The organism is Streptomyces sp. NPDC038707 (assembly GCF_040636485.1).
GTDB lineage: Bacteria > Actinomycetota > Actinomycetes > Streptomycetales > Streptomycetaceae > Streptomyces.
The window spans coordinates 1-26183 of the sequence record NZ_JBEZUP010000026.1; the positions used below are offsets into that span (position 1 = coordinate 1).

A 26183-nucleotide genomic window follows, 5' to 3' on the forward strand; every position below is an offset into this window, starting at 1 on the left:
CAGATCAAGTGGGGCCTGGACTACATGAACTCCCGCTACGGCAGCCCCGCCAAGGCCTGGAACTTCTGGCAGGCCAACGGCTGGTACTGAGCCGACAGCACACATCACCGCTTCCGCACCCCCGCCCACCCGGCGGGGGCGCGCGCGTATACGCGTATATACGGATGGGCTGCCACACAGCTTTGCCCGAGCGTCCGGCCCCCGCGAGGGACCCGGACACGCCCGGGACGACGGTTGCGGTCCAGGAGGTCGCTGCACGGCCCGTCCGCCGCCGGTGATGAGGGAAGCGGCCGGCATGGGCCCCGGCTTCGACCGCCGCCGCGTCTCCACGCGCGGGCGGATGGCTCAGTGGAAGCGGCACGAGACCCGCGGCGATTCCCGCCCGGTCGGTCAGCAGCGGCGAGATGCAGGTGTACGTGCCCAGCCCGCCGGCGCTCATGGTGGCGCAGCCCGCCAGCACCAGCCAGAGCCGGTCCGAGCGCAGCGCGGACGGCTCCGAGCGGATCGACACCGTCTGTCCGCCGCTGCTCTCGTACGGGACCCGGCGCGCGATCAGTGCCGCCGCGGCCGGCGCCAGGACGGCCAGCATCCAGAACGGTCCGTGCCAGCCCGTGAGACGCCCGCTGAACGCGCCGAGCGGCACGCCGACGACGTTGGCGAGCATGGCACCGGAACCGACCACGCCCACGGCGCGTGAGCTCGCGGCCGGGCCGGCCGCCCGGGCGGCCACGACGTTCGCCACAGCCCAGACCGCCCCGGTCGCCGGCGCGGTCAAAGACCGCGCGGCAAGCAGCAGCCCGAAACCGCTGGCGACGGCGGCGATCACATGTCCCGCGGCGAAGACGCCCAGGGCCAGCACCAGTGTCCCGCGGACCGGCAGCCGCCGCCTTTCCCCGCCGCTCCCGCGGTTCACCGGCACGAAGCGGGCGGCGCCGGCGACTCGCCCCGGTGACGGCGCCCGGGCCGCCGCCGGTCTCCCGTGTCTCGGGTGAGGCGCTTGAGAGGGCGCCCGGCTGTGCGGTGCGGGAAGCGGGGTCTGCACGCGCGGCTCCGTGACGGCAGTGGACGGCCCGTACGGGCCGGGCGCTCCCGGCCGGTGCGGGGCGAGCCCCCGCACGCGCGGTGCGATCAGTGCGGCGGAGGTCCGGGCGCGGCCGGCCGAGGACAGGCGCCGGTGAGCGTCCCGCCCAGCTCCCGGGCCGTGCGCACGAACACCTCGTGCAGGTCCCGGGCCGCCTGCGGCTCCGACTCCGCCTTGCGGCGTTGCAGCATCAGCAGCACCCGGGGCGCGTCCGCGGCGACCGGCCGGTACGTGATCAGGCCCTGCCGCTCCAGCGGATCCCCGCACACGCTGAAGTCCGGCAGCACCGTCACCCCCAGTCCCTCGGCGACCATCAGCTTGCCCATCTCCGCGCCGTCGGTCGAGTACGAGAAGGACGCCGCACGACCGTCCAGCAGCCGGTGCACATAACGGTGCATCACATACCCGGTGCGCATCGCGATCAACGGCTCGGTGAGCAGGTCCTCCACCGTCACGACCGGGCGGGAGGCGAGCGGGCTGTCCGGCCGGACACACACCACCGGCCGCCCTCGCAGGAGTTCCGTGGACTCGAAGTCGGCGGGTAGGTCGTCCCCCTCCAGATGATTGACCAGACCGAGGTCGAAACCGCCCTCCGACAGGGCCCGGTGGATGTCCGACTGCTGCGCGCCGACCACCTCGACCTGGGTGACGGGGTGGTCGGCGCGAAAGGCACGCACGGCCGGAATGAGCAGCGGTACCGTCGCCGCGTTGACCGTGCCGACGCGCACCATCCGGCTGATGCGGTGCTGCTCGCCCGCCGCGGCCCTGAGCCGGTCGACCGCCTCCAGCACGCCGAGGACGTGGGGCAGCAGTTCGCGGCCCGCGGCGCTCATCGTGGCCCCGGTCCGCTTGCGCTCCAACAGGTCGACTCCGAGCTCCCGTTCCAGATTCCGCACGGTCTCGCTCAGAGCCGGCTGGGACAGGCGCAGTTCGTCGGCGGCCCGGCGCAGGGAACCGAGCCGGACGACGGCCGCTATGTACTCCAGCTGTTCTGTTCGCACACCCGCAGAGTGCGGTGTGTTCCGGTACTCGTTCAAGGGTTTTCCTGTCACACCTTCGTGAATTCCAATGGTCCGCGCCGCGAAACCGGTCGGGTTTACCTTGACGGCCCCGCCCGGCTGCTGCCAGCATCGTCGGCATGACGATGCGACTGGACCTCACGCGGCGACGCCATGTCGACCTCGCCCGCGTTTCCAGCGCCTCCTGTTGCACCGCGGCCTGACCCGCCGATCGGCCGCCCTTCCTCCACGCCACGCCCGTCGACGCACGGTCGAGGGCCGCGTATTCACCGCATCGCCTGAATTCGGCGTTCCCCGCGCCCGGTGAATTCGGCGTGCGGAAAACACCGCACATTCCGCAACAGGAGTTCTACATGCCCGCACAGCCCGTGAAGTTCGCCTATTGGGTCCCCAATGTCAGCGGGGGACTGGTCACCAGCACGATCGAGCAACGCACCGACTGGGGCTACGACTACAACCGCGAACTCGCCGTACTCGCCGAGAACAACGGCTTCGAGTACGCCCTCACCCAGGTCCGCTACATGGCGAGCTACGGCGCCGAGTACCAGCACGAATCCACCAGTTTCAGCCTGGCCCTGCTGCTGGCCACCCAGCGCCTGAAGGTCATCGCCGCCGTCCACCCGGGACTGTGGCACCCCGGAGTCCTGGCCAAGCTCGGCGCCACCGCGGACCACCTGTCCCACGGCCGCTTCGCCGTCAACGTGGTCAGCGGCTGGTTCAAGGACGAGTTCACCGCCCTCGGAGAACCCTGGCTGGAGCACGACGAACGGTACCGGCGCTCCGAGGAGTTCATCACCGCGCTGCGCCGCCTCTGGACCGAGGACCACGCCGAACTGGCCGGTGACTTCTACCGGTTGCGTGACTTCTCCCTCAAACCCAAGCCCCTGCGCACCACCGGCCGGCCGCACCCGGAGATCTTCCAGGGCGGCAACTCCACCGCCGCCCGGCGCATGGCGGGCCGGGTGTCCGACTGGTACTTCTCCAACGGCAAGGACTTCGACGGAGTGGCCGAGCAGATCGACGACATCCGTACGTCCGCGGCCGAGGCGGGACGCACCGCGCCCGGGTTCGGGCTCAACGGCTTCCTCATCGCCCGCGACACCGAGCGCGAGGCCCGCGAGACCCTGCGCGAGATCGTGGCCCGGGCCGACACCGAGGCCGTCGAGGGCTTCGGCACCGCGGTCAGGCAGGCAGGCCGGTCCACCGCCGACGGCAAGGGCATGTGGCAGGACTCCTCCTTCGAGGATCTCGTGCAGTACAACGACGGTTTCCGGACGGGTCTGATCGGCACCCCCGAGCAGATCGCCGAGCGCATCGTCGCCTACAAGAAGCTCGGCGTCGGCCTCTTCCTGCTCGGCTTCCTGCACTACCACGAGGAGGTCGAGTACTTCGGCACGCGCGTGCTGCCCCTCGTCCGGGAACTGGAAGCCCGGCTCTCCGGCGCCGAGGACGAATCCGTCCCCGCCCACGCCTGACCCCCCACCTTCCGCACCGCACCCTGAAAGAGGTCACCCCCGCATGAGCACTGCCACGCCCGCCGACTGGACCACCCGCCCCGCCCCCCGCACGGCCGCGGACTGGATCGCCCGCGCCGCCGAAGTGGCCGCCGTACTCGCCACCGACGCCGCCGAGCGCGACCGGGCCGGCGCCACCCCGTACGCCGAGGTGCGACTGCTGAAGGACTCCGGCCTCGTCACCCTGCTCGGCCCCGTGGAGCACGGCGGCGCGGGGCAGGACTGGCGCACGGCCTACCGGGTCGTCCGCGAGGTCGCCAAGGCCGACGGCTCCATCGGCCAGCTCCTCGGCTACCACTACCTCTGGAACTGGGCCGCCCGCCTGGTCGGCACCCGCGAACAGTGGGAGCACATCGAGGCCGAGGCCGCCCGCAACCGCTGGTTCTTCGGCGGCGCGGTGAACCCGCGCGACAAGGACGTGATCGTCACCGAGGACGGCGACGACCTGGTCTTCACCGGCCGCAAGTCCTTCTCCACCGGCAGCAGGGTCTCCGACGTCACCGTCCTGGAAGGCGTCTTCGAGGGCACCGACCGCCATGTCTTCGCCATCGTGCCCTCCGACACCGCGGGCCTGACCTTCCACGGCGACTGGGACAACATCGGCCAGCGGCTCACCGAGAGCGGCAGCGTCACGCTCGACGGCGTCCGCACACCGTGGTCCTCGGCGGCCGGCTATGTGGACAAGCAGTTCCAGCCCCGGGTGTACAACACCCTCAACGTGCCCACCATCCAGCTCGTCTTCGTCAACCTCTACCTCGGGATCGCGGGCGGCGCGCTGGAGACGGCCGCCGCGTACACCCGTACCAAGTCCCGCTCCTGGCTGCACGGCGGCCACGAGCGCGCGGTCGACGAACCGTACGTCATCGACACCTACGGCGACCTCACCGCCAAACTCTGGGCGGTCGAGGCGCTCGCCGACGCGGTCGCCGCCGAGGGGCAGCGACTGCACGACGACCCCGACGCGGTGACCGAGCAGGTCCGCGGCGACTTCGAGGTGCGGGTGGCGGCCGTCAAGGCGCGCGCCACCGACGTCGCCCTGGAGATCACCGGCCGCATCTTCGAGGTCACCGGCGCCCGTTCCACCACGAGCGCCGAGGGACTGGACCGCTTCTGGCGCAATGTCCGCACCCACACCCTGCACGACCCGGTCGCCTACAAGCGGCGTGAAGTCGGCCGCTGGGTCCTGGAGGGCGAACTGCCCGAACCCACCTGGTACTCCTGACCGCCGCACCGACGGGGCGCCCCACGAACAGGGCGCCCCTCCGCCCGAAAGAGAACCCCATGGCCACCGTTCTGTCCGTCTCCGGCAGCCCCTCCGTCTCCTCCCGCACCAACCGTCTGCTGCGCCACCTGGACCAGCGGCTCCTCGCACAAGGTCACCACGTGGTCCCGCTCGATGTGCGCACCATCCCCTCCGAGGCCCTGCTCGGCGCGGACTTCCGGCACCCCGCCATCCTCGAGGTGACGGAACTGTTCGCCCGCGCCGACGGTGTCGTCATCGGCTCACCCGTCTACAAGGCCGCGTACTCCGGGGTGCTCAAGGCGCTGCTCGACCTGCTGCCGCAGTACGCCCTGACAGGCAAGACCGTGCTGCCGCTGGCCACCGGCGGCAGCCTGGCCCACGTCCTGGCCATCGACTACGCGCTGCGTCCGGTCCTGAACTCCATGGGGGCCTCGCACATCGTCCAGGGATGGTTCACCCTGGACCAGGACCTCACGGTGCACGACGACGGCACCCTCACCGTCGCCCCGGCCGCCGGTGAGGCACTGAACCGCGTGATCGACCAGTTCTCGGCCGCGCTCGGCCGGACCCCGCTCCTGGCCGCGGCGGGCTGATCGCCATGACCGCCCATGTGATCGCCGACGACGCCGAAGCCCTCGCGGTCGCCGCGGAGCTGACCGAGGAGTTCCGGGCGCGAGCCTCCCTGCGCGACGCGGAACGCAGGCTGCCCCGGCACGAACTGGACCGGCTGTCCGCCTCCGGGCTCCTGGCCGTCACCGTGCCCGCCGGCCACGGGGGAGCGGACGTCCGCACCGAGACGCTCGCGGAGATCTTCCGCCTGCTCGGGTCGGCCGACGGCAGCATCGCCCAGATCCCGCAGAGCCACTTCGTGTACGTCAACGTCATCCGCCGCCAGGGCACGCCCGAGCAGCAGAAGTTCTTCTTCGCCGAACTGCTCGCCGGGCGCCGCCTCGGCAACGCCCAGTCGGAGGCCGGCACCCGGCACGTCCAGGACATCCGCACCCGGCTGCGACGCCGCCCCGACGGCTCGTACCTGCTCAACGGCGTCAAGCACTACTGCACCGGAGCCCTGTTCGCCCACTGGATCCCCGTGCTGGCCCGCGCCGAGGACGACACCCTGCACGCGGCGTACGTCCCGCGGGACGCTCCGGGCCTGAGGGTCGTCGACGACTGGGACGGGATGGGCCAGCGGACCACCGCCAGCGGCACGGTCCACCTCGCGGACGTCGCCGTGCCCGCCGACCGGGTCCTGCCCCACCATCTCACCTTCCAGGGCCCGCAACTGCACGGCGCCTTCGCCCAGTTGCTGCACGCGGCCATCGACGCGGGCCTCGCCGCGGGTGCCCTTGCCGAGGCGGCCGGGTTCGTACGGACGAAGAGCAGGCCCTGGTTCGAGAGCGGGGCCGAGTCCGCCGCCGACGACCCGCTGCTCATCCAGCGGTTCGGTGAACTCGCCCTGGAGGTCAGAGCCGCCGAGGCGCTGCTGCGGGAGGCCGCCCGCACCGTCGACGCGGCCCGCGACGACCTCACCGACGACTCCGCGGCCTCGGCGTCCATCGCGGTCGCCGCCGCCAAGGTGGTGGCGGCACAGGCCGCGGTCGAGGTCTCGAGCGCCCTGTTCGAAGTGGCGGGCACCCGCGCGGCGCTCCAGTCACTGAACCTGCACCGGCACTGGCGTGACGCCCGCACCCACACCCTGCACGACCCGACGCGCTGGAAGGTCCAGCACATCGGACGGTACGTGCTGCACGGCACCAGACCGCCTCGCCACGGCCTGCTGTAGGAGCCGAGTGCGACAGCGCCGACGACGCCTCCGAGGCCCCTGATGCCCCCAGGCCCGCAGGCCCGCAGGTCCACCGGTCCCTTACCCCCGCACGGCACATGGCCGGCCTGCCCGGCAGCCCGTTTTCGGTACCCGTTCCGGAGTTCTCATGTCTGCCCTCACCTTCCATTGGTTCCTGCCCACGACCGGTGACAGCCGGCACGTCGTCGGAGGCGGTCACGGGTCCACGCCCGGCACCGCCGCCGGGGACCGCCCGGCCTCCATCGAATATCTCGGCCAGATCGCCCGCACCGCCGAACAGCTCGGCTTCGTCGGAGCACTCACCCCGACGGGCGCGTGGTGCGAGGACGCGTGGCTGACCACGGCCATGCTGACGCAGGTCACCGAGCGGCTGAAGTTCCTGGTGGCCTTCCGCCCCGGGCAGATCGGCCCGACGCTGTCGGCGCAGATGGCCGCGACCTACCAGCGGCAGTCGCACGGACGGCTGCTGCTGAACGTCGTCACGGGCGGCGAATCCGCCGAACAGCGCGCGTACGGCGACTTCCTCGACAAGGACCAACGGTACGCCCGCACCGGGGAGTTCCTCGACATCGTGCGGCGGCTGTGGGCCGGCGAAACGGTCGACCACCACGGCGAGCATCTGCGGGTCGAGGGCGCCACGCTGAGCCGGCTGCCCGAACCGGCGCCGCGGATCTACTTCGGCGGTTCCTCGCCCGCGGCCGGCGAGGTGGCGGCGCGGTACACGGATGTGTACCTGACCTGGGGCGAACCGCCGCAGCAGGTGAAGCAGAAGATCGACTGGGTGCGCTCGCTGGCCGCCGCGCACGGCCGGCGGGTGCGCTTCGGGATTCGCCTGCACACCATCAGCCGGGACACGTCGGCGCAGGCGTGGGCGGAGGCGGAGCGGCTGCTCAAGGCCATGGACCCCGCACACATCAGGGAGGTGCAGCGGGGTCTGGCGACCAGTGAGTCCGAGGGGCAGCGGCGGATGCGCGAGCTGCACCACAGCGGCGACACCGGCAATCTGGAGGTCTACCCGAACCTGTGGGCGGGCATCGGCCTCGTCCGCGGCGGCGCGGGCACCGCGCTGGTCGGCAGCCACACGGAGGTGGCCGACCTGATCGAGGAGTACCACCGCCTCGGCATCGAGGAGTTCGTGCTGTCCGGGGTGCCGCACCTGGAGGAGGCGTACTGGTTCGGGGAAGGCGTTCTGCCGGTACTGGAGAAGCGCGGTCTGTGGCAGCATCCGGCAGGCCCGCGCACCGTCGAGGCGGGCATCGTCCCGTTCGCCGCCAGATGAGCGGGGCGCCCGCGCCCCCGCACGTCCAGACCCGGGCGCACGGACCGGATCCCTCCGGTCCGCCGGGACTGAAGACGGTCGTGCTCGCGAGCCTGCTGGGCACCACCGTGGAGTGGTACGACTTCCCACGGCCGCCGCCGTCCGCTGCTGAGCCGGCGGGCCGGCCGGCAGCGGCCCCGGAGACCATGAGCCGGCCGCTCAGCGGCGGGCACGGGTGCCGCCCCGCCCGCGCAGGCCGACACCCGACTTCGAGCCGTTACGAGCACGCGGGGCGAAGTGGACCAAGCAGGCGCGGAGAATGCCTGGTGAGCCAGGCCGCGGCCAGACCGATGACCGCCCCGGCAGCGACATCGCTGGGGTAGTGGGCGCCGCTCTGCACCCGCTCGACGGCGACCACCGCGGCAGGCACCGCGCACAGAGCGCCGACCAGAGGCCAACTCGGCGCGGCGGCTGCGGCGAACGCCACGGCGGCGGCCGTGTGCCCGGAGGGAAACGACGACGAGACAGGCCGGTCCTCGACCTCGTCGTGGGGAATCCAGTCCCTGGGCGGCCGGGGCCGGTCGGCCAAGGGCTTGCACACGCCGTTGGACACCAACTGCGCCACCGCGACGGCTGCCAGGCCGGCCGCCCCCGTTCTGCGGCCTCGCCGACCGCCCAGCCCGGCCAGCGCGACGGTGACACCGCACCACAGCTTCGTGCCCTGCGCCGCCTCTTCGACCACCGACAGAGCTTCGGCCGGCCGGCGGGGAATGCGGGAGGCGGCCTGCCTCGTGAGCTTCCGGTCCACGTCACGCACTGTCTCGAGCAACCACATGCACTCTCAGTACCCAAGATCGGCGCCTATCGTCAGCTGTCACGTGTGACCGCCCGGGGTCCTTCCGGTCGGCATGACCGCCCAGGCCGATGCCGCCCGCGTCCTCCCCGGTCCAAAGACGCTTCCTGCTCCGTTCGCACCAGCCGCGATGGCGGCCGGCCGCGTGCCCGGTCAGGCTGGAAGGGCGCCCGGGCGGCCTCGTCCGGGCTTCGTCCGCCTGCGCCAAGGGAGCCGGTTTTGTCGACACGCAACACGTTGCTGCGCAGCCTGCACGACGTCGGACTGGCCGCCTGGTTCGGCGGCTCCCTCATGGGCGCGGTCGGCCTGAACGGTGCCGCCCGCGACGAGGGCGGCACCTGGGCGTCCGCCGCGAGGACCGCGAGCTCCGGCTGGGCCAAGTGGACGCCCGTCAGCGCGGCGGCGATCGCCGCGCACCTGTTCGGCTCCGGCGGCCTGCTCGCCGCGAACGCCCCGCGGGTCGCCGTCCAGCAGGGAGTCGCCGCCTCCACCCTCGCCAAGACCGCCCTGACCGGCGCGGCCCTCGCGGCCACCGCCTACAGCCGGGTACTGGGCAAGAAGATCGAACTCGCGGCCTCCGACGACCCGGGCGACGCCGAGAAGGCCGCCGAACACCCCGTCGACACCGACAAGGCCCAACGGCACCTGACGTGCCTGCAGTGGGCCGTCCCCGCCCTCACGGGGGGCCTGATCGTCCTCAGCGCCCTGCACAGCGAACAGCAGCGCCCCACCGAACAGGCCCACGGCATGTGGCAGCGCGCCCGCTCGCTGGCGCCCCACATGAGCGTGCCGTTCGCCGCGGACTGGCACCTGGGCCACTGACGGCGGCACCGCCCGGCGTTCCCTGCCGCGGACCCGTGCCGCCCAGTGGGAGCACATACTGCAAGCCCCAGCATCAACACCCGCAGACCGTGGCGGCGGCTGAGCAGTACGAGGCCGGGATGGACCGTGAGCACCGCCGGGGCCTCGTCCGCTGTCGGGCAGGGCGATCCGTCCGCTGGACCGGAAGCCGCCCGTCCGTGCCGGCCGAAGTCGCCCGCCGCTCCCGCGGGAACCGGCTGCCGGGACACCGCACGGCAGCCGGTGGACTACTCGCCCCGGCGCACGCCGCGGCTCACCGGGCCCCCGCCCTCGGCGAGTGCGCCCGCTGCCCGGGCTCCGTAAGCCGGGCCGGCCTCCGCGCGGCCGGTCCGCGGCCCCGGCCGGCCGGTCTCAGGACCACTTCTCCGCCCGGACGAAAGAGCCCTGGTAGCCGTTGATGCGCACTTTGAGCCAGTGGCGGGCGCTGCCGCTCCTCCCCTTGGCGATGATGTGCCCGTTGGCGTTGCACCGCTTGTAGCCGCTGCTCGCGATCTGCTTCCAGCGGCCGCCCTTGTACTCGAAGAGGCGTACCTTCATGGAGGCGTGGGAGTTGTAGCACCGCAGCACGGCACGGGTCGTCCTGCTCGGCGAGCGGTACTTCTTCGACGTCCAATGCCCGTCGCGCTGCGCGGGGACCCAGAGGTTGCCCCAGATCGTGTGCCATCCGGCGCCGGCCACGACCTCCTTGGCGGGGACGGCCGGCGCGGTGTCCGCTTCGGCCACGCCGGAGGCGAGCGCCAAGCCGGAGCCGAGCGTCAGGGCGGCCGTCGAGAGTGCGAAGGTCCTGCGGAATTCCATGGTCGTGCTTCCTCCTCTGTGGGTGGGACGACGTGCGTCCGGCCTGGTGGATCTCCGGACGGGCGGCGGCTCCGGGGTGTTCCGCCCCGTCCGCCGTGCTGCGCTCCACAGAGTTGCCGCCCGGTCCGCACGGCCGCCATCGGCATCGGCCCTCCTGGGACACCATGGGACGCCCGCTGCCGTGACCTGCTGGGACGCCCGGTGGGACGGGGAACCGGTGGGACGCCGCCCGGGGGAACATGGCCGAAATCACCGGCGTCAGGGCCTGGCCCGTGCGAGCGCCGCTCGGTATATCAAGCGAGGGGGGCGGGCCGGGGCCCGTGCGGGAGTCCGATGCCTACGGGGGTGGCACATGGCGCGTTGGAAAGAATTACCGGACATGCACGATCAGCGGGTCCGGCAGCTTTTCGTGCATTTGCGCAGACTGAAAGACCGCAGCGGCATGAGCCTGACCTCGCTCGCGGCCAGGACCGGCTACAGCCGCTCGTCATGGGAGCGCTATCTCAACGGCAAGGCCCTGCCACCGCGCCAGGCCGTGGAGGAACTGGCGCGGGTCACCGGGGCCGACCCGACCCGGCTGCTGGCCCTGCACGAAGTGGCCGAAGAGGTGTGGCAGCAGCGCGGCCCCGAACCGGCCGCCACCGGGCAGGAGACGGCGTCGGCCGGCCGGGCCGGTGAGCCGGACGCCGAGCGGGGAGCGGCGGTGACGGCCGCCGAACGGCCGCCGGGCGTACGCACACCGGTCGTCCTCGGCGCCGTCGTCCTCGCCGCGCTCCTCGGAACGGGCGTCGGCATCCTGATCGGCCTGCCCCTGGGCGGCGACGGAGCCGCCGGCCCGGCCGCCGCGCGGAGCACACCCAGCGCACGGCCGAGCGACCGCACCACCCCCGGCACGGGGCCGGGCCGGTACGTCTTCACGCCGGACCGGACCTACCCGTGCAAGGTCCGCCGGACCGGCGGCGGGCTGAGCGCCGGATACAGCGCGACCCGCACCGCCGTCCTCGCCGGTCCCGGCTGGGACGTGGTGGAGGCCCAGTGTCTGCTGCGCCACCGCAGGCTGGACCCCGGTGCCGTCGACGGCGTCTACGGTCAGCAGACCATCGCCGCCGTGAGGCGTCTGCAGAAACGGGCCGGACTGCCGGACGACGGCGTGGTGGGCCCGCACACCTGGCAGGTGCTGCGCGGATGACCGGTCCGGCACCGGAGTGCGAGGCGCTGACCGAAGGCCTCCGCGGCGTGCGAGCGCGTACGGGCCTGAGCCTCGCGGCGCTGGCGGCGCGCACCCCGTACAGCAAGTCGTCCTGGGAGCGCTATCTCAACGGGAAGAAGCCCGTGCCCCGGCAGGCTGTCGAGATGCTGTGCGCGATCGCGCGGGAGCCCGCCGGGCGGCTGCTCGCGTTGTGGGAACTGGCGGACGCCGAGTGGAGCGGCCGGGCCGGCTCCGCCCGCCCCCAGGTGCCGGCCGCAGCCGCACCCCTTCCCGGGACGGCCCCCGTGGATGCCGGCGTTCCGCCGCGGGCCAGGCGGCGGCTGCTGGCCGCCGGCGCCGGCAGCGCGGTGGCGGCCGCCACGGCGGCGGCGGTGCTGGCGGCCGTAGGGGGCGGCGGCCCGCGGCCGGCGAACCTGGCGGCCCCGGCACTCGATCCCGTCCCCGGATGCCACGGCAAGGCGTGCGACGGAAAGGATCCCGCCCGCATGTTCTGCGGACTGCCCGGCCGGGCGGACTCGCTCGGGCCGGAGCACCGTACCGCCTCCGGGGCGGGGGTGGAGATCCGCTACAGCCAGGTGTGCACCGCCGGCTGGGGCAGGGTCTGGCACGCGAAGGTGGGCGACGCCGTCGAGATCTCCGCTCCGGGCGCCCGGCCGCGCCGCGCGGTCATCAGGGCCGCCGCGGACACCACTCGCTACTGCTTCACGCCGATGATCGGGGACCCGGCCAAGACCGGCCTGCTGCTGTGCTTCCTGCCGGGGGCGGGCACCGGCCGGGAGTGCTTCCGCTCCTGACGTCACGTACGGTTCCCCGCCCACGAGACGGAGCGTCAGACGATGTGCGGAGCAGTTCACCCGGGATGGTGATCGGGGGCGAGTGAATCCGGTCGCTTCCACGGGTGAGGCGCGCCTTGCCGGTGCGAGTCGACGGGCGGCGCCGCCCCCGGGGACCGGTGGGCGGCGCCGCCCTTCGTGCACGGAGTTGCGTGCCGCGCATGCATGGAACCTCGCGCCGGCTGCGCACCATCAGGGCGCGGACGCCAGGCGGGCGCCGGTGTCCACCGGCTCCAGTGCAGGCCCCGCCCGGCGTGGCGGTTGGTCCCACCATGCCGGTGATCGCGGCGAACCCGCCGGGGGCGCGATCCCGGTCCTGTCGGCGTTTGACATCCCCGCCGGGCATCCACCATGCTTCCACTAATTCATTAATACAAGCATGGTGGAGCCGAGGAACAGGACGTGATCGACTACCGGATCGACCGTGGCAGCGGCGTACCGGCCTACGTGCAGATCCTCGAGCAGACCGAACGGGCGCTCCGGATGGGCACCTTGCAGGTCGGGGACAAGCTGCCCACGGCCAGGGAGGTGGTGGCGGCGACCGGCATCAACCCCAACACCGTGCTGCGGGCCTACCGCGACATGGAGCGGGACGGCCTGGTCGAACTCCGCCGTGGCCTCGGAACCTTCGTCACGCGCTCACTCGCCCGGCCCGGCGCGGAGAACGACTCCCCGCTGCGCCGGGAGGCCACCGACTGGGTGGCCCGCGCGCGAGCCGCGGGACTGGAGCGGGCCGACGTCCTCGCCCTGGTCACAGCCGCCCTGGACGCCTACGACAACGAGCACGACAGCACAACCCCGGGTGACCGGGAAGGAAAGAAGGAGGACGCATGACCGGGCCTGACGCGTCGGCCGCGCTGTGCGCCACGGGACTGGCGTTCCGGTACCGAAGGCGGGGCAACTGGGCCCTGCGGGACTGTGATGTCACCGTGCCCGGAGGCCGTGTCACCGCACTCGTCGGACGCAACGGCGCAGGCAAGAGCACGCTGCTGCACCTGGCCGGCGGACTGCTCCGGCCCACCTCCGGGCAGGTGCGCGTGCTGGGTGCCGTACCCGGCACGGCACAGGCCCGCGCCCGCGTCGCCCTGCTCGCCCAGGACAAGCCGCTCTACCCGCGTTCCACCGTGGCGGACACCCTGCTGATGGGCGAGAAGCTGAACGCCTCCTGGGACCGGACGGCCGCGGAGCGGATCGTCCGCGCGGGCGACATCCCGCTCCGCGCCCGTGTCGGTGAGCTGTCCCCCGGGCGGCGTACCCGCGTCGCGCTCGCCCTGGCGCTGGGCAAGCGACCCGAACTCCTGCTGCTGGACGAGCCGTTGGCCGACCTGGACCCAGTGGCGCGAGGTGAGATCATGGCGCAGCTGATGACCGAGGTCATCGAGCGCGGCATGAGCATCATGCTGTCCTCGCACGTCCTGCCCGAGCTGGAGGAGACCTGCGACTGGGTGCTGGTACTGCGGGACGGCCGCGTCGAGCTGAGCGAGGATGTCGAGGAACTGCGCGCAAGCCACGCGGTGCTGACCGGACCCGCCGGCCAGGCAGACACCCTGGCCGGAGCGGGCACCGTCGTGCACAGCCGCACCGGCGGCAGGCAGCTGACCGCCCTGATACGGCAGCGCGGACCACTGCGCGGCGACTGGCATGTGCAGCGGCCCGGACTGCAGGACATCCTGCTCGGCTACCTCCAGGCCGGCGAGCCGGGGCATCCCGCCCCCGCCGAGCGGACGGAGGCGGCGGCGTGAAGGGCTCCCTCTGGCTCGCCTGGCGCCAGCAGCGCGTGCCGGCCGGCATCGGCGCGGCGGTCCTGATCGTCGCCGCCGCCCTCGCCGCGTACTACCGCTCGGGCATGCTGGACGCCCTGCACAGCGGGCTGTTCGACCACTGCGCACCCGGGCCGCTGTACTGCACACGGGCCGACACCGGTCTGCCCCTGCTGCTGGACGTCGAGCCGCTGAAGTACCTCGGCGTGCTGAACATCGCCCTGCCCGTCCTCATCGGTGTCTTCTGGGGCGCCCCGCTCCTCGGCCGCGACCGGGAACTGGGCACCCACCGCATGATCCTCGCCCAGGGCGTGAGCCGCGGCCAGTGGTTCGCCTCCCGGTTCGCCCTGGCCGCGGTGACCACGATCGCCCTCTCCGGCCTGCTAGCGGGCGTGTTCGCCTGGTGGTGGCGACCGGCCGCCGACCGGAGCTACGGCCTGTTCTGGTACGACAACACGGCCCTGAGCGGCTCGGGCCCCCGCGTGGTGGCGGCCGCCCTGTTCGGCCTTGCGGCCGGCACCCTGCTGGGCCTGCTGGCGCGCCGGGTACTGGCGGCGATGGTCCTGACCCTGCTGGTCACAGGGGTGGTGACCCTCCTGCTGGAGTGGACGCACCGGGCCCGGCTGCTGGTCCCGCCGCACACCTACGTCAGCGCCGGCATCACCCCCAAACCGCCGATGGGCGAGAAGTGGTCGACCGGCCACTACGGCCTGATCACCGCCACCGGCCGCCACGACGACGTACTGACCTGCCCCTTCCCGTCGGGTGCCGAACTCAGGCAGTGCATGGCGGCGCACGGGTATGTCGCCCGCTTCTACGAAGCCAACCCGGCCGGTGACTACTGGACCTTCCAGTGGACCGACACCGCCGTCCTCGGCTCTCTCGCCGTCCTGCTCACGGTCGTCACCGTGCTGCTCCTGCGCCGTCGCGTCTGACCGCGGCGACCGCCCCGGGACACATCACCTTCACCCCCTTCCCTTCCCTTCCCGCACCGGAATCCCCTTTTCGCACGGAGGTCGCTCCGCCATGCCCGCCGACGCCAAGTCGCCGAAGAAGCTGCGCAACAACCGCGCCGCCCTCACCCACAAGACCGGTTACGCACTGCGCCACCCCGGCCGCGTCATCCCGTACCTGCGCCGGGCCGGCCGCGACACGTGGCTGCGCCTCAAGCACCCCGACCACGTCGGCTACTACCGCGCCGTGATGGCCTCGGACACCCGCCGCAACCCGGAAGCCGCGGTCGGCAGCCAGACCCACGACCGCTGGCTGGCGCTCGGGCAGATGCAGTTCGACTACCTGGTCGAGCACGGCCTGCGCCCCGGCCACCGCATGCTCGACATCGGCTGCGGCAACCTGCGCGGCGGCTGGCGCTTCATCAGCCACCTCGACACGGGCGACTACTACGGCATCGACATCTCGCCCGACATCCTGATGGCCGCCAAGAAGACCCTCGTCGAGCGCCGCCTCCAGCACAAGCTGCCCCACCTGACCATCACCGGCGACCTCACCCTGGACTTCCTGCCCGACGACCACTTCGATGTCGTCCACGCGCACAGCGTCTTCTCCCACTCGCCGCTGGAGGTCATCGACCAGTGCCTGGCACACGTCGGCCGCGTGCTGACCGACACCGGGTTCTTCGACTTCACCTTCGACCGCACCGAGGGCACCGAACACCAGGTACTGCGCGAGGACTTCTACTACCGCACCGAGACCCTGCTGGACCTGGCACGGCGGCACGGTCTGCACGCGCGGTTCATGGAGGACTGGGAGAAACGCCCGCACGGCCAGTCGAAGATCCGGGTCAGCCGCTCGCCCCTGCCCACCGTCTGAACCGGTCCAGGTGGCGACATGCAGTCCGACAGACCGTTCCCCGGACCACGGCACGGGCCGGTGCGCCTGGCCGCCATAGACGGACTCCGCCTGGTGGCAGCGCTCATGGTGGCCGCGTACCACTTCCTCGGGACACCCACCCCGCACTTCTGGGGAAGGACCCCACTCCGGGACCTCGCGCCCTTCCTGCACGACATCAGCCGCTACGGCTGGCTGGGTGTCGAGTTCTTCTTCGCCATCAGTGGCTTCGTCATCTGCATGAGCTGCTGGGGACGGACTCCCGCACAGTTCACCGTCTCCCGCATCGCACGGCTCTTCCCGGCCTACTGGTGCGCCGTGCTCCTCGTCGTCGCGCTCGTCCTCGTCTCGCGGATCGGCAACTGGCCGGCCGCCACTCGCATCGACCCCCGTACCGTCCTGGGCAACCTGACGATGGCTCCGGGCCCGCTGGGACTGGAACTGGTCGACGGAGTCGCCTGGACGCTGTGGGTGGAGGCCCGTTTCTACCTGCTGATGGCCGTGCTGCTCGTCTTCGGGCTGTCCTACCGACGGGTGACGGCCTTCTGCGGAGCCTGGCTCCTCGCCGGTGTCATCTCCCTCGAACTCCATTCGCCGCTCCTCGACGAATTCGTCATGCCCCGGTACACCGGCCTCTTCGTCAGCGGAATCGTCCTTTACCTCATGCACAGATTCGGGCAGAGCCTCCTGCTGTGGCTTCTGCTGGGTTTCGCCTGGTGCTACCAACTCACCGTGCTCGAACTCCGGGTGGCCGACCACGCCACCGTACCCGCCGGCGAGAGCCGGCCCTCCTGGGCTGTGTGCGCGACGGTTCTCACCTTGTGCCTCGGGCTGTTGGCGCTGGCCGGTGCCGGAGGGCCGCCGGCCAGGCTGCGTCAACGCTGGCTGGTCACCGCAGGGGCACTCACCTACCCCTTCTACCTCGTCCACCAGAGCATCGGAATTCCCGTGGCCAAAGGTTTGCTGCGGGCCGCCCCGAGACTGGGGCCGCTGCCCGCGATGGCGGTGTCCCTCGTCTGCATGCTGGGACTTTCCCTGCTCATCCACACCATGGTGGAACGACGGCTGGGACGCCTGCTGAGACAGCGCCTGACCCGCGACATGCGGTTCCAGGACCAGGCCGCGGGCCGGCCGGCGTGAGCAGCCCCGTCAGGTGGGTTTTCCACAGCGCGCCGTTGCCTCGGACTTCACCGGCGGGCTCGCCGCCCGCCGCCGGCCCGCGCCCGTCCTGCTCGTCGCACAGGGTGCGGCCACCGCTCTCCTGACGGCGTGCCTGCCCTTCGGTATCGGCCACCCCACCGCAGGGGACCTGCCGGCGGGTGCCGCGGCCGGACTGTGCGCGGCCGTCGGAAGCCTGTGTCTGTACGCCGCCCTGGCACGCGGCCCCATGTCCACGGGGGCGCCGCTGACGGCCCATCTCGTCGCGGCGCTCCCCGTGGCGTTCGGGCCGGCCACGGGCGAGCACCTGCGCCCGACCGCCCGGGCCGGGATTCCACTGGCGCTGGTCGCCACCGCTCTCATCGCCCGTCCGGCTAGCTCCGCGTCCACGCCCCGCCCGCACCGTCCCGCCCTCGTCCGCGCCGTGGCCTCCGGAGCCGCGTTCGCCGGCTTCTTCGTCCTGCTCTCCCGGCCCGCACCCGGTTCGGGGCCTTCCCCGCTGGCCGCCGCCCACCTCGCGGCCACCACCGTTCTCGCGGCAGCCACCGTCCTGGTCCGCGCACGGCCGTCCGGGGACCGGCTCGCCTTTCCCCGGCGGCTGAGCCTGACGACAGGGATCACCGAACTCGCCGCCCACCTGTGTCATCAGTACGCCGTTCGCGGGGGACTGCCGGGCATCGCCGCCGTCCTCACGGCCTTCTGTCCCGCCGCCACCACGCTGCCGGCCCGCTTCATCCTCCACGAACGCCCCACCCGGGCCCAGCTCGCCGGCTACCCCCTGGCACTGGCCGCCGTCACTCTCCTCGCGCTCGCACGGCCGGCCTGACCACACGACCACTGCCTGCTTCCAGGCGGGGCCGACGGTGACGGAGAGTTGGTGGGGTCAGGTGGGACGAAGGCGTGCGGGGTGCCCGGCGGGGCCATGCCGAGCGTGCCGGGCAGACCGTCTCCGGGCACGACGACCGGTTTCGCCGGCGAGTCGTCGGGCACCCTTATCCGGCCCGGTCGGCACGTCGGCGACGAGGCATCCATCCACGGTCGACCAGTAGGAGGTCAGCATGGGAACCGGCCGCCGCGGCCGTCAGTGGGGCAGCTTGACCGCAGCGTTCCTCGCTGTGTACCTGCTGATCGGCACCGTGATGACCGTGACTGCTTCGTCCGGCGGTCAAGCATGGCTGGCACCGCTGCCTGTGCTGCTCGTGGTCGGCGCCGGCATCGCCGCCGCCCGCGCCCGCCGCCGGTGATACCGCACCGCACCAGCGGCACGACGACACCCCTGCCGTAGCGCTCCGGCCGGCTTCGGCAGGAACCGGCGCGTGCTCAACGCGCCGCGTACCATGGGCACTTGATGGAGGACTGCCGCAACTGACCGGTGATCCGGGTGCTGCCTTGCCACCAGCGGGTGGGTCTCTCCAGTGTGCCGTACACGGGGAAGACGAGACGGAGTTGAACCACGGCGTGACGACCGAGACCCAGGACCTCTACGTCGAAGACCATGATCTCCTCATCGACCCCATGCTCGAAGGCCTGGTGGAGTTCCCCGAGCACTCGGCCATCACCAACAGCCTCATCGGCTTCCACGAGGACTTCGGCACCATTCTGACCGGTTGCCGACGCGGCTATGTCCGCGTCACCGTCGAAACCCACACCGGACAGCCCCCGCTGATCACGGACGGCTGGGACGACGTCCTCGACATCTCCGCCGACCTCACCCGGGGCCACGCCTTCGTCGCCGGCTACGACAAGGCGCTCACCACCAACCTCGCCTTCGACGGCCCCGGGACCTACCGGATCCGCACCCATGCCCGGGGCCGCGCCCGCGTGAAGGACGCCGCCCTGCCTCGAAAGCCCCGCCCTTCCGAGGCCGGCCCTCCGCCCGAGACATACCTCGTGCAGGCATGGAAAGCGCCCAGAGCCCCCGAGCAGGTGCACAAGAGCAGCCACTACGCCACCCTGCCCGCAGCCGACTACACCGGTCCCCGCACCTCGCCCTATCAGCCGGCCGTCACCGCTCCCGGAATTCACGCCGAGGGCGGAGGGATCGTCCTCGTCCGTACCTGCTTCACCGATCCCCGGGCCTGGCACCAGTTGTTGCATTTCATCGACCACGGTGGCGAAGGCGGCGGCGCCATCGACGTCACCCCGATCGACGACCCCGCCTACGACGGCCTGACCGGACACCAACTGCGTACTCTGGTCGACCGTGACGAGGACGACCGTCCCCACCACGAAGTCCTCCTCATCGCCGACCAGCAGGCCCTCGCCTCACCCGATCTCCCCCTCCTCGCCGTCGACAACCCACCCGGTGAACCCGCACCGTGCTTCCGGATCCCGCGGCAGCACCTGGAAAGCTTCGTGGTCAACACCGACCTGGGGAACACCGACTTCCACGAGTGGTCCCGCGACGCGGACGACGACGGCGTCTACCGCCCCCTTCTCTGAGCCGGCAGCCGAGTGGGCATCCGCTCGACGCTACGGTGCGGCCGTCACCGCCGGGTCGCACGCGGTCCGGGCCCACTTCCGGTACGGCTCCACACGGTCGGTGAGCACCGCGTCCACGCCGGCGGCCTTCGCCTTCTCCCACGCCTGCGGTTGGTTAGCCGTCCAGACGTAGACCTTCAGCCCGGCGGAGTGCCAGTCCCGGACCGCGCTGGGGGTGGCGAGGTACCGGGAGACGTTCAGCGATGTTCCGTACCGAGCCGCCTGTGCGCCGCTGATCCGCGTCTTCTCGTGGGTGAGCGCGGTGCGCAGTTCCGGTGCGGCGCGGCGTACGGCCTCGACCGCGTCCGCGTTGAAGCTGTGCACGACGACATAGGGGGCCGCGCCGGTCGAGCGGATCACGGACAGCAGCGAATCCAGCTGTGCGGGCGTCGGCGTCGGCTTCAGCTCCACCATGGCCGTGAGGCGACGCCCGGCCGTGAAGCTCAGCGCATCCTTGAGGGTCGGCACCGGCTCACCTCTCTCGGTGCGCAGGGCGCGTACCTGAGAGGCCGTCATCGCGGCGATGGGCCCGTGCCCGGTGGTGGTGCGGTCGACAGTCGGATCGTGAGAAAGGACCGGTACGCCGTCCCGGGTCCACCACACGTCGAACTCGACGCCGCTCGCCCCGGCGCCGGCGGCGTCCCGCAGCCCCCGCAGCGTGTTCTCGTCCTCAGGAGTGCCACGATGGCCGATCACCTGGGGCACGGTGCACCGCGGCACGGCAGCGGCCGCGGTCGTCTCCGGGGCCGCCGCCGATTCCTTCGCCCAGGGCGGCGAACAGGCGGTCATCACAGTGACAGCGGCCGCCACAAGGGTTGCTATTCGAACCGATCTTCGCTTTGTCACCCGGCCAACGGTAGCCCGTGCCCCGGTGGGGTCCACAGGGGAGTGGTTCGAATCACTGGCGTCGGTCAACCCTGGCCGGCGCAGGCCTCCGCCTCCGCCAGGTACCGCGTCACCGGCCCCAGTGTCAGCATCCCGCTCGCGCCGCCCGCGTGTTCGGTGCGGGCGGCGCGCAGGGCCGTCGCGGCGCGGGCGGCGGCCGGGCGGTCGCCGAGGCGGGCGGCGGCGTGGGCGGTCAGGCACCAGAGTGCCTCCTGCATGTGATCAAGGGGTGGCTCGGGTGCCGCGGCCAGGGCGGTACGGGCCTCCTCCACCCGGTGCCGGGCGAGCAGCACCAAGGGGCGCGTCCAGGGGCGGTACGGGCCCCAGTCGAGGGCGGGATCGGTGGGAGCGGGACGGCCGTGCAGGAGACGGAGGCCCAGGAGGGCGAGGGCGAACAGGCCCCGGTGCAGCCCCGGCATGCCCGCCGTCCCGGCGAGGGCGTCCTCGGCGGCGCGGTACTGCGCCGCGGCCGTCGCGGCGCCCGGTCCGCCCGGTTCGGTGCTGCGGGCGGCCGTCACCCGGGCCCGGAACCAGCCGGTGAGGACGGGGACGAGACGCGCCTCGGTGCTGACGGCGAGCCGCTCGGCCGCCTCGGCGTGCGCGAGCGCGGCGTCGAGGTCCCCGAGAGCGGAGGCGGACTGCAGGCGGACAAGCCGGCCGAGCACGGCGAAGTCCGGCAGTTGGTGCCGCGTGGCCAGGTCGACGATCTCCGCGCCGATCCCGTCCCGTGCCGCCGCGAGCCCAGGCCGGCCGAAGGACTGGAGGAACACGCCGTCGAGGGCGAACACCAGCAGGGCCGGATCGCCCAGCTCCCGGGCCAGCGCCTCGGCCTCGCGCGCCGCCTGCGCGGCGCGCCTGAGCTCGGTCCCGGACAGATCGGCGCCGCGGCTCTCGACCGCGACGGTGGCCAGCAGGCGGGCGCGCAGTGCGGCGGGACCGTCGGCGCCGAGCGCGGTGAGCGTACGCTCGGCCGCCGCGACGACGGCGCGGGACTGCTCGAGGTCGTCGGCCCGGGTCCAGAGAGCGGGCACGTCGTAGGCGCCGATGACGCGGGCGGTCAGGGCGACGTCTCCCGTCCGTTCCGCCGCCTGGACGGCGGCGAGGCGGTCGCGCCGCGAGTGCACGAGGGCGTCACCACCCGCCAGGGCCAGGGTGCGCGCCAGTTCGACAGTGGTGCGCGGACCGAGTGGTACGCCGGCCGTCCACACGGTGCGCGCGGGCTGGAGCGTCGTGGCTCCGCGGAGAATGTCCGTCTCCAGACGCCGGAGGTCGGCACCCGGGTCGAGCCCGAGCTGATCGGCGAGCATCGTGCGGGCGCGGCGGAGGGTGGCCAGCGCGTCCGCCTGACGGCCCGCCCGGTGCAGTGCGCGGGCCAGCAGCCCCCAGGCCGGCTCGCGCCAGGGGTGTTCGGTGACGTGGGCGCCCAGTTCGGCGACGAGCTCGGCTCCCGAACCGGAGTCGAGGAGGAGGCGGGCGCGCAGCTCCACCCCCTCCAGCCGCAGCTCCTCCAGCCGGGTCCGTTCGCGCTGGGCCCACGCCGAGCCGGGCACATCGGCGTAGGCGGGGCCCCGCCAGGCCGCGAGGGCCGCGTCGAGGCCGGCCAGCGCGGCGGGCGTACGCCGGGCGCGGGCCAGGGCGTCCTCGAACCGGTGGACGTCCACCATGTCACGCGGCAGGCACAGCGCGTAGCCGGGACCTTCCGTGACGAGGACGCGCGGCGGGGTGCGGGGCGGCCGGTCGGGTTCGATGGCGCGGCGCAGCGCGGCGACGAACGTACGCAGCGCGCCCACGGCGCGCGGCGGCGGCTCGGCCCACAGGTCGGCCACGAGCGTGTCGGTGGCGACCATCCGTCCCCCCGCGGCGACGAGCCGGGCGAGTACTTCGCGGTGGCGAGGCCCGCCCAGGTCGACCGGCGTGCCGTCGTCGCGGAGGACCCGCACGGCACCGAGTACGTCGATGTGCATGCCCTCCATCTTCCGTGTCGGGGGTCCGCGGCGCCGCAGCGCGCTGATCGGCTGCTGATCGCCGTCGTCCACGCTGGCCCCGTCAGCCCTCGGACCGAGGTGTCCACCGGTCCGCCGACCCCGCGAAGGAACCTGTCATGACGCCCACCATTCCCGGTTTCGACCACGTCCGTCTGCCCGGCACCGACGGAGTGGAGCTGGCCGCCGCCGTCGGCGGCGACGGCAGCCCGGTCGTGCTGTTGCACGGCTTCCCGCAGACGCACCTGATGTGGCGGCACGTCGCCGAGCGGCTCGCCGGCGAGCACACGGTGATCTGTCCCGACCTGCGCGGCTACGGCGCCAGCGACAAGCCGGCGGCCACCGGTCCCGAGGTGTACTCCAAGCGCACCATGGCCGCCGACGTCGTCGCCCTGGCGGCGGCGCTCGGACACGAGCGGTTCGCCCTGGTCGGCCACGACCGGGGCGCCCTGGTCGCCTTCCGCGCGGGACTGGACCACCCCGAGACCCTCACCCACCTGGGCATCCTCGATGTCGTGCCGACGCTGGACATGTGGAGCGTCCTGCACGGTGCCCCGGCGGCCGTCGGCTACCACCTGTTCCTCATGGCGCAGCCGCCGGGACTGCCGGAGACGATGATCGCCAACAGCGCTGACGCCTTCTTCGGTTCCTTCCTCGACGCCTGGGCCGGGGAGCCGGCCGCCATGCCGGAAGCGGTCCGGGCCGCGTACCTGCGGGCATGCGCCGCGGCCGTCCCGTCGATCGTCGCGGACTACCGGGCCTCGGCGGGCATCGACGTGACACACGACCAGGCGGACCGGGACGCCGGTTCCCAGCTGGCCATGCCCGTGACGGTCGTCCAGCAGGACTGGGGCGCGCAACTGGGCTACGACGCCGCCGCGGTCTGGCACGCGTGGGCACCGGACCTGGACCACCGGCTGACCGGGGCGGGGCACTTCATGGCCGAGGAGGCGCCCGACGAGATCACGGCGGCGATTCGCGACCTGCTGCTCCGCTGAGCCCGCCTCCGGGCCACGGGCGGCTGCGGACGACCCCCGCGGAGCCGCCCGTACCCGCGTGCCCGGAGGCGACCCCGAACAGACCCGGGAGCCGGCCGTTCCCGTCGGCCGAGCCCACTTCTCCCGTGCTGTCCGTGCCCACACGGCGGCCGCTCGCCGGTCTTCGGCTTCGCCTGCCCCGACGTTCATCAATTCGTCACACGCGGCCGGAATGGCGGTCGCGCGTGGCCGGTTTCCCGTACATGACCATCGGAGTAGCGCTCTCTCATCTGCACCCGATCGACACCACCGTGCGGCTCGCCCGGGAGGCCCATGCGGCCGGGCTGACGTCCGCCTGGTTCGGGCAGACCTTCTCCTACGATTCCCCGACGCTGGCCGCGGTCGTCGGCCGCGAGGTCCCCGGCCTCCAGGTCGGTACATCGGCGATCCCGGTCTTCGGCCGCCATCCGCTGATCGTCGCGAGCCAGGCGCAGACCGCCCAGGCCGCCACCGGCGGCCGTTACAGCCTCGGGCTCGCGCTCGGCACCAAGCACCTCACCGAGACCGGCTTCGGCATCCCCTACGAGCGTCCCATCGCCCGGCTCCGCGAGTTCCTGACCGCTCTGCGACCGCTGCTGGAGACGGGCAGCGCCGATTTCCACGGCGAGTTGCTGACCGCCACCACTCCGCTGCCGGCTGCCGTGCCGGGCGCCGAACCGCCGGTCCCCGTCCTGGTCGCCGCCATGGGACCGCAGGCCCTGCGCGTCTCCGGCGCCCTCGCGGACGGCATCCTCCCGTTGCTGGCCGGGCCGCGCGCGCTGGCCGAGCACATCGTTCCCGCCGTCACCGCGGCGGCCGAGGCGGCGGGCCGGCCGTCGCCGCGGATCGTGGCCTTCGTACCCGGCGTGGTCACCTCCGACGTCGAAGAGGTGCGGCGGACGGCGACCGAGACGCTCTCCTTCTACGATAGGTTCCCGTCCTACCAGAGGGTCATCGAGTTGTCCGGCGGCACCCGGGCCGCCGACATCGCCGTCATCGGTGACGAGGAGAGCGTCGCCGCAGAGGTACGCCGCTACCGCGAGGCCGGAGCGACGGAGGTGGTGTTCACGGCGACCGAACTGGGCGGGGAGGCCGACCAGCGCCGGACGTTCGCGCTGCTGGGAGAACTGGCCGGCGGCTGAGCCGCGGGGGAGGCGGCCCCGTGCCACCGCCACCGCCATCGCCATGACGGACGGGAGTGGGACGGGAGCGAGGACCGGGGCCGGACACAGTCGATCACGGTCCGGGAGCGGGGGGCGTCGCCGGGCCGTCCGGGCTTGCCCGGGCGGCCCCTTCGCCGCCGGGGAGCGGGAGTTGTCGTGCAAGCGAACGCGATCCACCACGGTGCCGCGCCCATGCACGGTGGCCCGGCCGTCATCGGAAAGCATCTTCCGGTCATGTGGTCACCCCTCTTGCCGGGTGGCCGGGCAGGCCGTTACGGTCCCAGCCAGTGATCATCTACGCGCGTCACTCACCAGGGAGAGCTTCATGCGCCTGCGCAAAACCGTCCTGACCACCATCGCCGTGCTCTGCGCGGGAGGTGCCGTGGCCGCCGGCACGGGAGTGACCGTGGCCCGGACGAACGGCGCGCCGGTCCCTGCGGCCGCCGGCTGGACGCAGGCCGGCCACGACGTGAGAAGCGGTATCAGCGGACTCGCCGTCACCTCGCACACGGGCAGCACCTACCGCGTCCTGATCGCCCTGGACAACAAGCGCCCCGGAGAAAACCGCATCGCCCAACTCGACTACCACGCGCGCGAGTCCGGTCGTACGACCACCGTGCGACCCCTCGCGTGGCGGGGCGGTGCCGAGCCGATCGACCTGGAGGCACTCGAATCGGTGCCAGGCACCTCCGGCGAGTACCTGGCCGTGTCGAGCCGCGGCCTCGTGTACCACATCGAGGTCACCGACGACGGCAAGGCGGTCCAGGTCCGCGACCTCTCGCCGCTCCCGGCGATCGGCCGGGGCGACAACTTCGAGAGCTTCACGCTCGTCTCCCGGCACCACAGGCTGGCGGCGGTCTGGGCCGACCGGGGCGAGGGCGACGGCCGGCCCGCGACGCTCTACGCGGCGCCGCTGTCGTTCAACCAGTACGGGGAGTCGGTGTTCGGCACGGTGACGAAGGCCGTCTACCGTGCGCCGTATCCCGCCCAGGACGTCCGGCACGCCTCGGACGTCGCCGTCACCGACTCGGGCCGACTGCTGATCGCCTCGGCGTCCGACGAGGGGGACGACGGACCGTTCGACTCGGCGGTGACCGACGCGGGCTCGGTGACGCTCGACCGCGCGGGCCGGGTGCGGCTCACGGTGGCCCGTTCCCCGGAGATACTGCGGAAGTTCAAGGGCCACAAGGTCGAGGCCGTGGACTGTGTGCCCGGCTCCGGCACCGCGGTCCTCGGCACGGACGACGAGAACGCGGGCGGCGCCCTCACGACCGCCCGCATCTGCCGCTGACGACTCGGACGGCCCGGGGAGCCGACGCACAGCACGGTCCGGGCGACGCGTCGGCGTCGGTGTCGTAAGCGCGAGCCGGCCAGATGAACGGCCCTCCGCTGCAACGGCCTTGACCCGAACGGACG

25 protein-coding genes and 2 pseudogenes are annotated in these 26183 nt (G+C 72.7%); 21 read left to right on the forward strand and 6 right to left on the reverse strand.

The window, feature by feature from the left end:
• A pseudogene (locus tag AB0E62_RS28495) lies at positions 1-90 on the forward strand (lytic transglycosylase domain-containing protein); the annotation flags it as partial.
• Positions 91-355: 265 nt separating this feature from the next.
• Here AB0E62_RS28495 and AB0E62_RS28500 read toward each other — a convergent pair.
• Together AB0E62_RS28500 and AB0E62_RS28505 are read right to left on the reverse strand one after the other, a co-directional pair.
• A pseudogene (locus AB0E62_RS28500) lies at positions 356-1117 on the reverse strand (MFS transporter); the annotation flags it as partial.
• A gap of 11 nt (positions 1118-1128) precedes the next feature.
• Positions 1129-2082: a LysR family transcriptional regulator gene (locus AB0E62_RS28505; protein ID WP_362199825.1), complete on the reverse strand. Its 954-nt coding sequence runs from the start codon at positions 2080-2082 to the stop codon at positions 1129-1131.
• Between the two features lie 143 nt (positions 2083-2225).
• Between AB0E62_RS28505 and AB0E62_RS28510 the strand changes: the two genes are divergently transcribed.
• From AB0E62_RS28510 to AB0E62_RS28535, 6 genes are all read left to right on the forward strand, one after another.
• Positions 2226-2303, forward strand: a complete 78-nt coding sequence (locus tag AB0E62_RS28510; RefSeq protein WP_351520955.1) for a putative leader peptide — start codon at positions 2226-2228, stop codon at positions 2301-2303.
• A gap of 150 nt (positions 2304-2453) precedes the next feature.
• Positions 2454-3575 (forward strand): dimethylsulfone monooxygenase SfnG, encoded by a 1122-nt coding sequence (sfnG, locus tag AB0E62_RS28515; protein WP_362199828.1) that lies wholly within the window; start codon positions 2454-2456, stop codon positions 3573-3575.
• Between the two features lie 43 nt (positions 3576-3618).
• Positions 3619-4836: an acyl-CoA dehydrogenase family protein gene (locus AB0E62_RS28520; RefSeq protein WP_362199831.1), complete on the forward strand. Its 1218-nt coding sequence runs from the start codon at positions 3619-3621 to the stop codon at positions 4834-4836.
• A 59-nt stretch (positions 4837-4895) separates the two neighbouring features.
• The gene (gene ssuE / locus AB0E62_RS28525) at positions 4896-5450 is read left to right on the forward strand and encodes an NADPH-dependent FMN reductase (RefSeq protein ID WP_362199834.1); all 555 of its coding nucleotides are present in this window, start codon (positions 4896-4898) and stop codon (positions 5448-5450) included.
• A 5-nt stretch (positions 5451-5455) separates the two neighbouring features.
• On the forward strand, positions 5456-6640 hold the full coding sequence (locus AB0E62_RS28530; protein WP_362199837.1) for an SfnB family sulfur acquisition oxidoreductase: 1185 nt from the start codon (positions 5456-5458) through the stop codon (positions 6638-6640).
• Between the two features lie 148 nt (positions 6641-6788).
• Positions 6789-7940, forward strand: a complete 1152-nt coding sequence (locus AB0E62_RS28535; RefSeq protein ID WP_362199840.1) for an LLM class flavin-dependent oxidoreductase — start codon at positions 6789-6791, stop codon at positions 7938-7940.
• A gap of 256 nt (positions 7941-8196) precedes the next feature.
• Here the strand turns inward: AB0E62_RS28535 and AB0E62_RS28540 are convergent, their stop codons facing one another.
• Positions 8197-8727 (reverse strand): phosphatase PAP2 family protein, encoded by a 531-nt coding sequence (locus AB0E62_RS28540; RefSeq protein WP_362199843.1) that lies wholly within the window; start codon positions 8725-8727, stop codon positions 8197-8199.
• A gap of 264 nt (positions 8728-8991) precedes the next feature.
• Here AB0E62_RS28540 and AB0E62_RS28545 point away from each other — a divergent pair, with 264 nt between their 5' ends.
• Positions 8992-9594 carry a hypothetical protein gene (locus tag AB0E62_RS28545; protein ID WP_362199846.1) on the forward strand — a complete coding sequence of 201 codons (603 nt, stop codon included), beginning with the start codon at positions 8992-8994 and terminating at the stop codon, positions 9592-9594.
• Positions 9595-9984: 390 nt separating this feature from the next.
• On the opposite strand, the gene AB0E62_RS28550 is transcribed toward AB0E62_RS28545, so the two are convergent.
• Positions 9985-10431 (reverse strand): hypothetical protein, encoded by a 447-nt coding sequence (locus AB0E62_RS28550; RefSeq protein WP_362199849.1) that lies wholly within the window; start codon positions 10429-10431, stop codon positions 9985-9987.
• Positions 10432-10783: 352 nt separating this feature from the next.
• Between AB0E62_RS28550 and AB0E62_RS28555 the strand changes: the two genes are divergently transcribed.
• From AB0E62_RS28555 to AB0E62_RS28600, 10 genes are all read left to right on the forward strand, one after another.
• Positions 10784-11620, forward strand: a complete 837-nt coding sequence (locus tag AB0E62_RS28555; protein ID WP_362199852.1) for a helix-turn-helix domain-containing protein — start codon at positions 10784-10786, stop codon at positions 11618-11620.
• Positions 11617-12435 carry a DUF2690 domain-containing protein gene (locus tag AB0E62_RS28560; RefSeq protein WP_362199855.1) on the forward strand — a complete coding sequence of 273 codons (819 nt, stop codon included), beginning with the start codon at positions 11617-11619 and terminating at the stop codon, positions 12433-12435. The genes AB0E62_RS28555 and AB0E62_RS28560 overlap by 4 nt, the downstream gene beginning before the upstream one ends.
• A 441-nt stretch (positions 12436-12876) precedes the next feature.
• On the forward strand, positions 12877-13308 hold the full coding sequence (locus AB0E62_RS28565; protein ID WP_362199858.1) for a GntR family transcriptional regulator: 432 nt from the start codon (positions 12877-12879) through the stop codon (positions 13306-13308).
• Positions 13305-14216: an ABC transporter ATP-binding protein gene (locus tag AB0E62_RS28570; RefSeq protein WP_362199861.1), complete on the forward strand. Its 912-nt coding sequence runs from the start codon at positions 13305-13307 to the stop codon at positions 14214-14216. Before AB0E62_RS28565 ends, AB0E62_RS28570 begins: the two co-directional genes overlap by 4 nt.
• Positions 14213-15169, forward strand: coding sequence for a transporter (locus tag AB0E62_RS28575; protein WP_362199864.1), 957 nt, complete (start codon positions 14213-14215; stop codon positions 15167-15169). The genes AB0E62_RS28570 and AB0E62_RS28575 overlap by 4 nt, the downstream gene beginning before the upstream one ends.
• Positions 15170-15260: 91 nt before the next feature.
• Positions 15261-16064, forward strand: a complete 804-nt coding sequence (locus AB0E62_RS28580) for a class I SAM-dependent methyltransferase (protein WP_362199867.1) — start codon at positions 15261-15263, stop codon at positions 16062-16064.
• A gap of 18 nt (positions 16065-16082) precedes the next feature.
• Complete coding sequence (locus AB0E62_RS28585) at positions 16083-17222, forward strand: acyltransferase (protein ID WP_362199870.1); 1140 nt, start codon at positions 16083-16085, stop codon at positions 17220-17222.
• 13 nt (positions 17223-17235) lie between these two features.
• Positions 17236-18066, forward strand: coding sequence for a hypothetical protein (locus tag AB0E62_RS28590; RefSeq protein ID WP_362199873.1), 831 nt, complete (start codon positions 17236-17238; stop codon positions 18064-18066).
• 232 nt (positions 18067-18298) lie between these two features.
• Positions 18299-18484: a hypothetical protein gene (locus tag AB0E62_RS28595; protein ID WP_362199876.1), complete on the forward strand. Its 186-nt coding sequence runs from the start codon at positions 18299-18301 to the stop codon at positions 18482-18484.
• 214 nt (positions 18485-18698) lie between these two features.
• On the forward strand, positions 18699-19682 hold the full coding sequence (locus AB0E62_RS28600; protein WP_362199879.1) for a hypothetical protein: 984 nt from the start codon (positions 18699-18701) through the stop codon (positions 19680-19682).
• A gap of 30 nt (positions 19683-19712) precedes the next feature.
• Here the strand turns inward: AB0E62_RS28600 and AB0E62_RS28605 are convergent, their stop codons facing one another.
• The gene (locus AB0E62_RS28605) at positions 19713-20417 is read right to left on the reverse strand and encodes a glycerophosphodiester phosphodiesterase family protein (protein ID WP_362199882.1); all 705 of its coding nucleotides are present in this window, start codon (positions 20415-20417) and stop codon (positions 19713-19715) included.
• Positions 20418-20632: 215 nt separating this feature from the next.
• Entirely contained in the window at positions 20633-22570 is a 1938-nt protein-coding gene (locus AB0E62_RS28610) for an AfsR/SARP family transcriptional regulator (RefSeq protein WP_362199885.1), read from the reverse strand.
• A gap of 137 nt (positions 22571-22707) precedes the next feature.
• Between AB0E62_RS28610 and AB0E62_RS28615 the strand changes: the two genes are divergently transcribed.
• The 3 genes from AB0E62_RS28615 to AB0E62_RS28625 all read left to right on the forward strand — a co-directional run bounded on the left by AB0E62_RS28615 (position 22708) and on the right by AB0E62_RS28625 (position 26058).
• Positions 22708-23586: an alpha/beta hydrolase gene (locus AB0E62_RS28615; RefSeq protein WP_362199888.1), complete on the forward strand. Its 879-nt coding sequence runs from the start codon at positions 22708-22710 to the stop codon at positions 23584-23586.
• A 242-nt stretch (positions 23587-23828) separates the two neighbouring features.
• A complete protein-coding gene (locus tag AB0E62_RS28620; protein WP_362199891.1) occupies positions 23829-24746 on the forward strand; it encodes a TIGR03564 family F420-dependent LLM class oxidoreductase in 918 nt (305 codons plus the stop codon).
• Between the two features lie 346 nt (positions 24747-25092).
• Entirely contained in the window at positions 25093-26058 is a 966-nt protein-coding gene (locus AB0E62_RS28625; RefSeq protein WP_362199894.1) for a hypothetical protein, read from the forward strand.
• Positions 26059-26183 lie beyond the last annotated feature (125 nt).

Excerpts from the sequence above, each read along its gene's own strand:
- ssuE (WP_362199834.1), top strand. The coding sequence starts at position 4,896 with ATGGCCACCGTTCTGTCCGTCTCCGGCAGCCCCTCCGTCTCCTCCCGC.
- sfnG (WP_362199828.1), top strand. The coding sequence starts at position 2,454 with ATGCCCGCACAGCCCGTGAAGTTCGCCTATTGGGTCCCCAATGTCAGC.
- AB0E62_RS28570 (WP_362199861.1), top strand. The coding sequence starts at position 13,305 with ATGACCGGGCCTGACGCGTCGGCCGCGCTGTGCGCCACGGGACTGGCG.
- AB0E62_RS28580 (WP_362199867.1), top strand. The coding sequence starts at position 15,261 with ATGCCCGCCGACGCCAAGTCGCCGAAGAAGCTGCGCAACAACCGCGCC.
- AB0E62_RS28560 (WP_362199855.1), top strand. The coding sequence starts at position 11,617 with ATGACCGGTCCGGCACCGGAGTGCGAGGCGCTGACCGAAGGCCTCCGC.
- AB0E62_RS28585 (WP_362199870.1), top strand. The coding sequence starts at position 16,083 with ATGCAGTCCGACAGACCGTTCCCCGGACCACGGCACGGGCCGGTGCGC.
- AB0E62_RS28520 (WP_362199831.1), top strand. The coding sequence starts at position 3,619 with ATGAGCACTGCCACGCCCGCCGACTGGACCACCCGCCCCGCCCCCCGC.
- AB0E62_RS28625 (WP_362199894.1), top strand. The coding sequence starts at position 25,093 with ATGCGCCTGCGCAAAACCGTCCTGACCACCATCGCCGTGCTCTGCGCG.
- AB0E62_RS28550 (WP_362199849.1), bottom strand. The coding sequence starts at position 10,431 with ATGGAATTCCGCAGGACCTTCGCACTCTCGACGGCCGCCCTGACGCTC.
- AB0E62_RS28615 (WP_362199888.1), top strand. The coding sequence starts at position 22,708 with ATGACGCCCACCATTCCCGGTTTCGACCACGTCCGTCTGCCCGGCACC.
- AB0E62_RS28595 (WP_362199876.1), top strand. The coding sequence starts at position 18,299 with ATGGGAACCGGCCGCCGCGGCCGTCAGTGGGGCAGCTTGACCGCAGCG.
- AB0E62_RS28555 (WP_362199852.1), top strand. The coding sequence starts at position 10,784 with ATGGCGCGTTGGAAAGAATTACCGGACATGCACGATCAGCGGGTCCGG.
- AB0E62_RS28510 (WP_351520955.1), top strand. The coding sequence starts at position 2,226 with ATGCGACTGGACCTCACGCGGCGACGCCATGTCGACCTCGCCCGCGTT.
- AB0E62_RS28530 (WP_362199837.1), top strand. The coding sequence starts at position 5,456 with ATGACCGCCCATGTGATCGCCGACGACGCCGAAGCCCTCGCGGTCGCC.
- AB0E62_RS28535 (WP_362199840.1), top strand. The coding sequence starts at position 6,789 with ATGTCTGCCCTCACCTTCCATTGGTTCCTGCCCACGACCGGTGACAGC.
- AB0E62_RS28620 (WP_362199891.1), top strand. The coding sequence starts at position 23,829 with ATGACCATCGGAGTAGCGCTCTCTCATCTGCACCCGATCGACACCACC.
- AB0E62_RS28610 (WP_362199885.1), bottom strand. The coding sequence starts at position 22,570 with ATGCACATCGACGTACTCGGTGCCGTGCGGGTCCTCCGCGACGACGGC.